This window comes from Puerhibacterium puerhi, from assembly GCF_009846865.1.
GTDB lineage: Bacteria > Actinomycetota > Actinomycetes > Actinomycetales > Cellulomonadaceae > Puerhibacterium > Puerhibacterium puerhi.
In genome coordinates this window covers 1-6,002 of sequence record NZ_WUWN01000076.1, presented here as the reverse complement: position 1 = coordinate 6,002, position 6,002 = coordinate 1, and the positions used below count along the sequence as shown (strand labels likewise).

Genomic DNA, 6,002 nt, shown 5'->3' with positions numbered 1-6,002 from the left:
CGCGGCCCCTGGGCGCCGGTGCGCCCGGCGGCGCCGCCCGCCGCGCCGCCCCCCGCACCGCCTCCCGAGCCCTTCTGCGCCGCCCTCGGCGCGGCGTCGTCGTCGTGCCGCCGGCCGCGGCCGCGCGAGCTGTTGGCCGTGCGGCCGCGCACGATGCCGACCATCTCCTCGACCAGGTCGGTGGTGCGGTCGGCGACCCACACGAGCCCCACGGGCGCCGCCGGGCCGCCCTCGAGGACGCGGTAGGTCACGTCCTTGCGGTGGTGCAGGCGCGCCAGGGACATGGGCACGACCGTGACGCCCGCGCCCGCGGCGACCCACGCGATCGCCTCCTCGGCCGTCGCCGGCAGCTGCGGCTCGGCGTCCGGGTCCGGCTCGCCGTCGGGGCCGTAGGCCACCGGGGCTCGCCCGGGCGCGGCCGGCGCCGCGTCACCGGCGTACAGCACGTCGTCGGCCGGGAGCCACAGCACGTCGTCGGCGAGGTCCGCCGGCGCGACGGTCTCGTCCTCGGTCGTGGCGGCGAGCAGGTGGTCGCGGGAGACCACGACGACGGGCAGCTCCTCGTACAGCGCGATCGCGCTGAGCACCGTCCTGTCCACGGGCAGGCGGGCGATCGCGGCGTCGGCGCGGCCGTCGAGGAGGGCGCCCGCGGCGTCGGCGGCGGGCACCTGGACGAGCTCGAGGGGCTCGTCGGGCAGGCGCTCGCGCCACGTGCGGGCCCACTTGCCCGGCGTGGCGCCCGGCACGTACGCGAGGCGGAAGGTCACGCGCCCAGGCTACGGGGCGGTCGGCCCGCCGCGGCCCCGTACCCTTGGAGACATGGCCATCCCCTTCTCGCAGCAGGTCCTCAAGCCGTCCAACGCCGCCAAGCGGCTGGGCGTCTACCTGCCCGCCACTCCCCCGGAGTTCCAGGAGAAGGGCGTGACGCGCGCCGAGCTGGAGGAGCTGGAGAAGAACCCGCCGGAGTGGCTCACCGAGCTGCGCCGCAACGGCCCGCACCCGCGTCCGGTCGTCGCCGGGCGCCTCGGCATCTCGATCGCGGGGCTCGCCCGCGGCGGCATCACCGAGCCGCTGACCACCGAGCAGATCGACGAGCTGCGCGCCGACCCGCCCGCCTGGCTCGAGCACGAGCGCGAGGTCGCCGCCAAGGTGCGCGAGGAGGAGGAGCGGCTCGCCGCGCGCACCGCGGCCGAGCGCGACAAGGCCGCCCGGAAGCCCGCGAAGCGCGACTGACGTGCGCGGCACGACGGGCGAGGACCGGGCCGGCGGCGGCACCGCCGACGGCACCGCCGACGGCACGTCGACCGAGGGCGCCACGACGGGCGCCGCGGCCGACGGCGATGCCGCCGCGCGGCTGGCTACGGCGCTCGCCGGCCTGACCCCGTGGCCCGAGGACGGGTCGCGCGCCGACGGGCCCGTCGCCGTCGACGCCACCGACCGGCTGCTGCTCGACGAGGCGCGCCCGCTGCTCGCCGCGGCCCGGCCGGGCGACGTCGTCGTGCTCGGCGACCGGTTCGGCGCGCTGACGCTGGGCGCCCTCGCGCTGGGCGCCCCGGACGTGCGCGTGCACACCGACGCCGTCACCGCCGAGGCCGCGGTGCGCCACCACCTCGCCCGCACCGGCGACGCGGGGCGCGTCGCCGTGCACGCCGCGCTGGGTCCGGACCTCCTGCGCGGCGCCCGCGTGGTGCTGCTGCAGCTGCCGCCGTCGCTGGGCGAGCTCCAGGAGGTGGCCGAGCACGTGGCCCGCGCCGCGGCCGACGACGTGGTGCTGCTCGCCGGCGGCCGCGTCAAGCACATGACCCGCGCCATGAACGACGTGCTCGCCGCGGAGCTGCGACAGGTGCGCGCGACCCTCGCGCGGCAGAAGTCGCGCGTGCTCGTGGCCTCCGGGGTGCGGCCCGAGCGGCGCGACGCGCCGTCGGCGTTCCCGGTCATCGCCACGCTGACCGACCCCGAGCTGCGGTCGGCCGCCGGGGCGCAGCGCGTCGCGGTCGCCGCCCACGGCGGCACGTTCGCCGGCGCGGCCCTCGACCGCGGCACGCGGTTCCTGCTCACGACGGCGCCCCGGTGGCGCACCGACGTGGCCGACGCCGTCGACCTGGGCTGCGGCACCGGGCTGCTCGCCGCCGTGCTGGCCCTGCGCACGCCGGCGGCCCGCGTGGTCGCCACCGACCGCTCGGCGGCCGCTGTCGCCTCCGCCCGCGCGACGGCGCAGGCCAACGGCGTCGCGGACCGCGTCGCCGTCGTGCGCGACGACGCCGGCGCCGGGCTGCCGGACGCGAGCGCCGACCTGGTGGTGCTCAACCCGCCGTTCCACGACCGCACGTCGGTGCGCACCGACGCCGCGCACCGCATGTTCGCCACCGCCGGGCGCGTGCTGCGGCCCGGCGGGGAGCTGTGGACGGTGTTCAACACCCCGCTGCGCTACCGCACGGCGCTGACCCGCGCCGTCGGGCCGACCGAGCACGTGGCGCAGGACCCGCGGTTCACGGTCACCCGCAGCGTCCGCGGCTGACCCGCCCGCCCGGCGCCCCCTCGCCTCACCTGGCCTCGCCTCCCCTCGCCTCGCCTCCGCGCCCCCGGCTCCCCCGCTCCCGCGACGTGTCAGTACGGGCGCAGGCCATGGCGTGCGCTCGTACTGACACGTCGCGGGGGCGGGCACGTCACCCTTGACAGGCAAGTGCGCGCTTGCCTAATGTCGCCGGCATGGCGGACGAGGACGACCCCCTGTTCAAGGCCCTCGCCGACGGGACCCGGCGGGCGATCCTCGACGAGCTCGTCGCGCGCGACGGCCAGACGCTGTTCGAGCTCTGCGCCCGCCTGACCACCAACCGCGGCCTGGCCTCCTCGCGCCAGGCCGTCTCCCAGCACCTCGACGTGCTGGAGCGCGCCGGGCTGGTGCGCTCCCGCCGGCAGGGCCGCTACAGGCTGCACGACGTCGACACCCGCCCGCTCGCGCGGATCGCGCGGCGCTGGCCGGTGCCCGGCACAGGCGCCGCCCCGCAGCCCGACGCGCCCCGCACCCGCACACCCGACACCCGCACCCCCGCCACCCGCACACCCCACCCGGAGGACGAGTCATGAGGATCCACCTGAGCAGCATCATGGTCGACGACCAGCGCAAGGCCCTCGCGTTCTACACCGACGTGCTCGGCTTCCTGCCGAAGCACGACGTCCCGGTCGGCGAGGACGCCTGGATCACCGTGGTCTCGCCCGAGGACCCCGACGGCGTGCAGCTCGTGCTCGAGCCGGACTCCCACCCGGCGGTGCGGCCGTTCAAGGACGCGCTGGTGGCCGACGGCATCCCGTTCACCTCGTTCGCCGTCGCGGACGTGGCGGCCGAGCACGAGCGGCTGACGGCCCTGGGCGTGAAGTTCACGCAGCCGCCCACGCCGATGGGCCCGGCGATCACCGCCGTGTTCGACGACACCTGCGGCAACCTGATCCAGATCGAGCAGATGGCCTAGCGCGCCACCGCACGCGGACGACGGCCGCCCATCCCACGCACGGACGACGGCGCCCGCCGGACCACGGGGTCCGGCGGGCGCCGTCGCGGTGGGGACGGGTCAGCGCACGCCGACGACGTCCACCACGAAGACGAGGGTGTCGCCGCCGCCGATGCCGGCCTGCGGCACGCCACGCATGCCGTAGCCGTGCTCCGGCGGGATCGACAGCAGCACGCGCGAGCCGACGTTCTTGCCGACCAGGCCCTTGTCCCAGCCGCCGATGACGGCGCCGACGCCGATCGGGAAGTCGATCGGCGCGCCGCGGTCGTAGGAGTTGTCGAAGACGTGACCGCCCCAGGTCTGACCGAGGTAGTTGACGACGATCGTGCGCCCGGCCTCGACGACCGGGCCGGTGCCCTCCTCGAGCACCTGCACCTGCAGGCCGGACGGGGCGCCGCCCTCGGGGAACGTGATGGCCGGCTTGTCGCCGAAGCTGCCGGAGGCGGTGGGGAGCGTGGTCACGAGCGGTACCTCATCTCAGGGGCGGTCTCAGGACGGCGCCGGGTGCCGGCGGGGCGGCTTCCGGGCCCGGGCCAGCCTACGCGGCGGGCTCGGCAGTGACCTCTCCGGCCACGACGGCCTCGAGCGCCTCCAGCGCCGTGCGCGCGGCGGGCGTGCCCGCCACCGCCTCGCGCACGACCGCGTGGATCGAGCGCACCGGGGTGGGCCGCACCACCGGCACCGCGACGGCGCCCGGCGGCAGGTGCACGGCGCCGAGCGCGGGCAGCACGGTGATGCCGATGCCGGCGCGCACGAACGCGATCGCCGTCGGGTAGTCGTGCGCCTCCACGTGGAACGGAGGGCTGAAGCCCGCGGCCGTGCACGCCTCGACGAGGTTGCGGCGGCACCACCCGCGGGCGAAGTCGTTGTCCACCCAGCGCTCGCCGACGAGCTCGACCAGCCCCACCTCCGCGCGCCCGGCCAGCGGGTGCGCGGCGGGCAGCACGGCGACGTAGGGGTCGTCGAGCAGGTGGCGCGACCGGAACCCCGCCCCCGGGGCGAAGTCGGGCTGCGCCACGAGGACCTGCAGGTCCGGGCGCGCGTCCGGGTCGTCGGCGACGTCCTCGCGCAGCTCGAGGTCGAGGCGCACGCCCGGCAGCCGCGCGGTCAGCCGGCGCACCACCTCCGGCAGCCACGCCGCCCCGACCGAGGCGAAGTAGGCGATCGACAGCGTGCCGGTGCGCCCGGCGCGCAGGTCGGCGACGACCGACTCCGCCTCGCCGAGGCGCGCGAGCACGCCGTCGGCCTCGGCGGCGACGGCGCGGCCGGCCGCGGTGGGCCGCACGCCGCGGCCCGCGCGCTCGAGCAGGACCAGGCCGGTCTCGCGCTGGAGGGCGGCGACGTGCTGGCTCACGGCCGACGGCGTGTAGCCGAGGGTCGCGGCAGCGGCGGCGACGGACCCGCTGGCGACGACGGAGCGGAAGATGCGCAGACGGTGGACGTCGAGCATGCCTCGACCGTACAGCGAGACTGAATCGAGCGGTAGAGATATGGACTGGTGCTTCACGGTCGCACCGCGAGACGATCGGCCCATGACGACCATGCGCCCCGACCCGGCCCCCGCGGCCCCGACCGGCGCCGGGCCCGCGACGACGGACGGCCGCGGCTGGCTCACGTGGGCGGCGCTGGGCGTGACCGTCGTGCTGTGGGCGTCGGCGTTCGTCGGCATCCGGGCCGCCGCGCACGACTTCTCGCCCGGCGGGCTGACGCTCGGACGGATCGCCGTCGGCACCCTCGCGCTGACCGTCATGCTGGCGCTGGTGCGCCGCGGCCGCCGCCCGGCCCGGCTGCCGCGCGGCCGCACGCTCGCCCTGGTGGCGGTGTGGGGGGTGGCCTGGTTCGGCGCGTACAACCTGGCCCTCAACGCTGCCGAGCAGCACCTCGACGCCGGGACCGCCGCGCTGCTGGTCAACATCGCCCCGATGCTCGTCGCCGTCCTGGCGGGGCTGCTGCTCGGCGAGGGGTTCCCGCGCCGCCTCATGGCGGGGGTCGTGGTGGCGTTCGCCGGCGTCGCGCTGATCGGCGTGGCGACGTCCGACGGCCGGTTCGACGCCCTCGGGGTGGTCCTGGGGCTCCTGGCGGCGTTCGTCTACGCGGGCTCCGCCGTGCTGCAGAAGCACCTGCTGCCGCGCGTCGACGCCCTCACGATGACCTGGCTCGGGTGCCTCGCGGGCACCGTCGCCTGCCTGCCGTTCCTGCCCGCGCTCGTGCGCGAGGCCGCCGCGGCCCCGGCGTCGTCGGTGGGCGCGGTCGTCTACCTCGGCGTGTTCCCCACGGCGATCGCGTTCAGCACGTGGGGCTACGCGCTGGCCCGCTCGAGCGCGGGGCGCACGGCCGCGACGACGTACGCGGTGCCGCCGCTCGTGGTGCTGATGTCGTGGCTGCTGCTCGACGAGGTGCCGCCCGCGGCGGCGCTCGCCGGCGGCGTCCTCGCGCTGGCCGGCGTCGCGGTGGCCACGCTGCGCCGCCGGCCCGGGCGCCGCGCCGCCGGCC

Annotated in this window: 8 protein-coding genes; 5 read left to right on the top strand and 3 right to left on the bottom strand. The window is 77.5% G+C overall.

Going from position 1 to position 6,002, the window contains the following annotated elements:
* A partial coding sequence (locus GSF02_RS18140; RefSeq protein WP_159798770.1) for a LysR substrate-binding domain-containing protein occupies window positions 1-767 on the bottom strand: 767 nt, incomplete at its 3' end.
* Window positions 768-819: 52 nt separating this feature from the next.
* Here GSF02_RS18140 and GSF02_RS18135 point away from each other — a divergent pair.
* The 4 genes from GSF02_RS18135 to GSF02_RS18120 all read left to right on the top strand — a co-directional run bounded on the left by GSF02_RS18135 (window position 820) and on the right by GSF02_RS18120 (window position 3,470).
* Window positions 820-1,233, top strand: coding sequence for a DUF5997 family protein (locus tag GSF02_RS18135; RefSeq protein ID WP_159798769.1), 414 nt, complete (start codon window positions 820-822; stop codon window positions 1,231-1,233).
* 142 nt (window positions 1,234-1,375) lie between these two features.
* Entirely contained in the window at window positions 1,376-2,518 is a 1,143-nt protein-coding gene (locus tag GSF02_RS18130) for a class I SAM-dependent methyltransferase (protein WP_408003920.1), read from the top strand.
* A gap of 191 nt (window positions 2,519-2,709) precedes the next feature.
* On the top strand, window positions 2,710-3,087 hold the full coding sequence (locus GSF02_RS18125) for an ArsR/SmtB family transcription factor (protein WP_159798768.1): 378 nt from the start codon (window positions 2,710-2,712) through the stop codon (window positions 3,085-3,087).
* Window positions 3,084-3,470 (top strand): VOC family protein, encoded by a 387-nt coding sequence (locus GSF02_RS18120; RefSeq protein ID WP_159798767.1) that lies wholly within the window; start codon window positions 3,084-3,086, stop codon window positions 3,468-3,470. Before GSF02_RS18125 ends, GSF02_RS18120 begins: the two co-directional genes overlap by 4 nt.
* Window positions 3,471-3,569: 99 nt before the next feature.
* Here the strand turns inward: GSF02_RS18120 and GSF02_RS18115 are convergent, their stop codons facing one another.
* Both GSF02_RS18115 and GSF02_RS18110 read right to left on the bottom strand, forming a co-directional pair.
* Window positions 3,570-3,971, bottom strand: coding sequence for an FKBP-type peptidyl-prolyl cis-trans isomerase (locus tag GSF02_RS18115; protein WP_159798766.1), 402 nt, complete (start codon window positions 3,969-3,971; stop codon window positions 3,570-3,572).
* 76 nt (window positions 3,972-4,047) lie between these two features.
* Window positions 4,048-4,959 (bottom strand): LysR family transcriptional regulator, encoded by a 912-nt coding sequence (locus GSF02_RS18110; RefSeq protein ID WP_159798765.1) that lies wholly within the window; start codon window positions 4,957-4,959, stop codon window positions 4,048-4,050.
* Window positions 4,960-5,041: 82 nt separating this feature from the next.
* Between GSF02_RS18110 and GSF02_RS18105 the strand changes: the two genes are divergently transcribed.
* Window positions 5,042-6,002: DMT family transporter (locus tag GSF02_RS18105; RefSeq protein ID WP_159798764.1), on the top strand; the 961-nt coding region annotated here is incomplete at its 3' end.

Excerpts from the sequence above, each read along its gene's own strand:
- GSF02_RS18110 (WP_159798765.1), bottom strand. The coding sequence starts at position 4,959 with ATGCTCGACGTCCACCGTCTGCGCATCTTCCGCTCCGTCGTCGCCAGC.
- GSF02_RS18135 (WP_159798769.1), top strand. The coding sequence starts at position 820 with ATGGCCATCCCCTTCTCGCAGCAGGTCCTCAAGCCGTCCAACGCCGCC.
- GSF02_RS18120 (WP_159798767.1), top strand. The coding sequence starts at position 3,084 with ATGAGGATCCACCTGAGCAGCATCATGGTCGACGACCAGCGCAAGGCC.
- GSF02_RS18125 (WP_159798768.1), top strand. The coding sequence starts at position 2,710 with ATGGCGGACGAGGACGACCCCCTGTTCAAGGCCCTCGCCGACGGGACC.